Source organism: Citrobacter sp. S55_ASV_140 (assembly GCF_018919505.1).
GTDB classification, from domain to species: Bacteria; Pseudomonadota; Gammaproteobacteria; order Enterobacterales; family Enterobacteriaceae; genus Citrobacter; species Citrobacter werkmanii.
Genome location: NZ_JAHLQZ010000300.1, coordinates 1 through 3,283 on the forward strand (window position 1 = coordinate 1; position 3,283 = coordinate 3,283).

At 57.4% G+C, this 3,283-nt stretch carries 3 protein-coding genes; 1 reads left to right on the forward strand and 2 read right to left on the reverse strand.

The genetic code is table 11. From position 1 onward, the window contains the following. Positions 1 to 1,013, reverse strand: a 1,013-nt coding sequence (gene pdxB, locus KQJ18_RS22785) for a 4-phosphoerythronate dehydrogenase PdxB (RefSeq protein WP_216422821.1), incomplete at its 3' end; no start/stop codon positions are given. Between the two features lie 108 nt (positions 1,014 to 1,121). Between pdxB and flk the strand changes: the two genes are divergently transcribed. Then, entirely contained in the window at positions 1,122 to 2,129 is a 1,008-nt protein-coding gene (gene flk / locus KQJ18_RS22790; RefSeq protein WP_069323375.1) for a flagella biosynthesis regulator Flk, read from the forward strand. On the opposite strand, the gene KQJ18_RS22795 is transcribed toward flk, so the two are convergent. Further along, on the reverse strand, positions 2,126 to 3,283 hold a 1,158-nt coding region (locus KQJ18_RS22795; RefSeq protein WP_216422822.1), incomplete at its 5' end, for an MFS transporter. The two genes, flk and KQJ18_RS22795, sit on opposite strands and share 4 nt — an antisense overlap.

Genomic DNA, 3,283 nt, shown 5'->3' on the forward strand with positions numbered 1-3,283 from the left:
TTATCAAACTCACCCGGAATTCCAGCGACTTTACGCAGCGGCGCATCATCGCGGCGCACATCATACACTAAATGCGCCAGCCTTTTCAGCGTTGGCTGATCTAACGGGCCATGCAACGTGATACGCCCAAATTCCGGCGCAGGTAACAGGGTGTTCAGCGCAACGTGCTGTTCGCGACCAATAAACTTACTATAGGCCTCAAAGACCTGCGTGGTCCCACGCGCTTTTCCTTCCAGGGTATACCCGGCAATGTGCGCCGTGCCGATATCGGCTTTCTCCAGCAACGCCACATTGAGATCCGGCTCGCCTTCCCAGACATCCAACACCACGCTCAGCGCCTGCCCGGCGTTAAGCCGATTCAGTAATGCCGTATTGTCGATAACCGGCCCCCGGCAGGCGTTGATCAGAATGGTGCCCGGCTTCAGCCGACTCATCAGCGCGTCATCCGCCAGGTGCAGCGTTTTGTACGGGCCGTCTTTAAATAACGGCGTATGGAAAGTCAGCACATCGGCCTGCTGTACCAGTTCGTCCAGCGAGCGGAAATCGCCCTCGTCACCGCGATCGGCCCGCGGCGGATCGCACAGCAAGGTACGGATCCCCAGCGCTTCCAGTCGCGCCTGCAAACGTCCGCCCACGTTTCCAACACCGACGATGCCCACGGTACGATCGCGTAACGCAAAACCGTCGCGCTCCGCCAGCATCAGCAACGCTGAAAAAACATATTCTACGACCGCAATCGCATTACATCCGGGCGCTGCGGAAAAACCGATTCCCGACTGCGCAAGCCAGGCTTCATCCACATGGTCCGTGCCTGCGGTTGCCGTACCGACAAATTTAACCGGTTTTCCGCTGAGCAGTGATTCATTGACTTTCGTCACCGAGCGCACCATTAAGGCATCCGCATCATCCAGTTCGGCAACGGGAATCGGACGACCAGGAACCGCTTTGACCTCCCCCAAACGACTGAACAGTTCGCGGGCATAGGGCATATTTTCATCAACGAGGATTTTCACGTCTTTCGCACCTGTTTGAGAACGAGAGTTAACCGGGCAAGTGTGCCATAATCTCGCCGCCAGGCATACTGCGAGACCTGGTCAGCACAGATTTAAGGAACAGAGACGATGCAGCCCATTTCAGGTACGCCCGCTCGCCCTCCCGGCGAAGGTCAAAATGCCCCCTCCGTTGCAGGTGAGCAACCGTTATCCACGATACAACGTACCGTGCTGGAACGACTGATTACCCGTTTGATTTCGCTCACTCAGCAGCAAAGCGCTGAGGTGTGGGCCGGAATGAAACACGATCTGGGCGTCAAAAGTGATACACCGTTGCAGTCACGTCACTTTCCCGCCGCCGAACAAAATTTGAACCAGCGGCTGGAAGTCGCACAACAGAACCATGCTAATCGTCAGGTGCTGTCGCAGCTCACGGAGCTATTGAGTCAGGGAAATAACCGTCAGGCGGTGAGTGATTTTATCCGCCAGCAGTACGGGCAGACGGCGCTTAGCCAACTCACGCCTGAGCAATTGAAGAACGTGCTGACCCTGTTACAACAAGGTCAGCTTTCGATTCCGCAGCCGCAGCAGCGTCCGGCTACCGATCGTCCGTTACTCCCCGCAGAGCACAATACGCTGAACCAGTTGGTGACCAAACTGGCGGCGGCCACAGGCGAATCCGGTAAGATGATCTGGCAGTCTATGCTGGAGCTGTCTGGGGTAAAAAGCGGAGAGTTAATCCCCGCCAAACAATTTTCGCATCTGGTCACCTGGCTGCAGGCGCGCCAGACGCTCAGTCTGCAAACTGCCCCGACCTTACAAACGCTGCAGGCGGCGCTGAAGTTGCCGTTAGAGCCGAATGAGCTGACGGCAATCAAAGAGTACGCGCAGCAGACGTATCAGATCCAGCCACAATCGATTCTGACCACGGTTCAGGTGCTGGACTTGCTGAACCAAATCTTCCTGCGCCGCGTGGAACGTGACCGAGAGCAGGAATTAAACGATCCGCGCCATCCTCAGCCCATTTACAGCCCGTTCGCGCCGATGATTGAAACGGTTAAATCACTGTCGACACGACCGGGACTGATATTTATTGCCTTGATGATTGCGTTAGCCATTTTCTGGCTGGTCGCTTAGCCTTTTCGCAAAGTCAGCAACGTCACAACAATTCCCACCACGGCGGATATCGCCCCGGCAAGGAATACCGAGGGATAGCCGTACGCGGTGGCCAGCACCCCGGCGACAGGGCCGCTTACGCCGTAGGAGATATCCTGAAATGCGGCGTAACCGCCCAGCGCCGTACCGCGAACCTGCGCGGGCACTCGCTTCACAACCTCAACGCCCAATGCCGGGAAGATAAGCGAACATCCGGCCCCGGTTAATGCCGCCCCGAGCAGAGCAACCCAGGCAGAGGGAGCCTGCCACAGCAGGATCAGACCCGCAGTTTCAACCAGCAATGAAACAACGGCGACCTGCACGCCGCCGAACCGGTCCGGCATCCAGCCAAACAGAATGCGCATCAGCACAAATGCCCCGCCAAACGCGGTCAGGGTGAATCCCGCCATCGTCCAGCCATTGCTGACAAAATAAAGCGAAATAAACGTACCGATGACGGCAAAACCCACGCCCTGCAATGCCAGACCCAGGCCCGGTTTCCAGATAAGCCCGACCACGCTCCACAGTGAAGGCCGCTCCCCGGCATGCGCAGGCACTTTACGAACGGTGCCGTTGAATGCCCAGGCCAGCAGCGGTAATACCATCGTGGTTCCCGCCAGCGCCGCGAAGCCGAAGTGGCTATGGATCAGCAAGCCCAACGGCGCACCGGCAGCCAGCGCACCGTAAATCGCCATCCCGTTCCACGACATCACCTTACCGGAACGCGTTGGGCCAACCAGCCCTAGTCCCCAGGTCAGCGTTCCGGTGAGCAGTTGGCTTTCGCCAAAGCCGAGGATCAGACGTCCGACAATCAACAACGCAAATTTCACCGGGACAGAGACAGGTAATAGCGCGGCTAAAAGCCACGCCGCGCCCGCCAGCCCACAGGCAAACATCCCCTGTAGCGCCGAACGTTTAGCGCCATATTGATCGGCTAAGCGCCCGGCATAACCACGCGTTAAGACCGTTGCCAGAAACTGTACGCCTACGGCGATACCGACCATGGTATTGCCATAGCCCAGCTCGTGGTGCACAAACAGAGGAATGACGGGTAAAGGCAGACCGACCGTCATGTAGGTCAGGAAAACCGCAAAAGCGATACGAAACAGCGAAAAGTTCGCCGACGCTGTTTTTTC

Coding starts and splice junctions, on each gene's coding strand:
- flk (WP_069323375.1), top strand. CDS start 1,122: ATGCAGCCCATTTCAGGTACGCCCGCTCGCCCTCCCGGCGAAGGTCAA.